This window comes from Chromohalobacter sp. HP20-39 (genome assembly GCF_033052815.1).
In the GTDB taxonomy this organism is placed as follows: domain Bacteria; phylum Pseudomonadota; class Gammaproteobacteria; order Pseudomonadales; family Halomonadaceae; genus Chromohalobacter.
The window spans coordinates 1-205 of sequence record NZ_JAWHTP010001136.1; the positions used below are offsets into that span (position 1 = coordinate 1).

Genomic DNA, 205 nt, shown 5'->3' on the forward strand with positions numbered 1-205 from the left:
CAGGACGTTGCCCTGCTGTGTCTTCTGCAGGATGTTGCCGTTGGCGTCGTTGACGAAGGCGCGGCTATTCGCATCCTTGGTCGTGTCCTCGACTTCCACCAGGTTGCCGTTGACGTCGTAGTGGTCGAGCGTGGTCCCGCTCTGGCCGGCGTTGTCGCTGCGGAAGCCGGTAACGCTCGCCTCCTTGTAGCCCTCGAACTTGGTG

At 62.4% G+C, this 205-nt stretch carries 1 protein-coding gene; it reads right to left on the reverse strand.

The genetic code is table 11. The features are described 5' to 3' along the window. On the reverse strand, positions 1 to 205 hold a 205-nt coding region (locus RVY79_RS21445), incomplete at both ends, for a hypothetical protein (protein ID WP_317466646.1).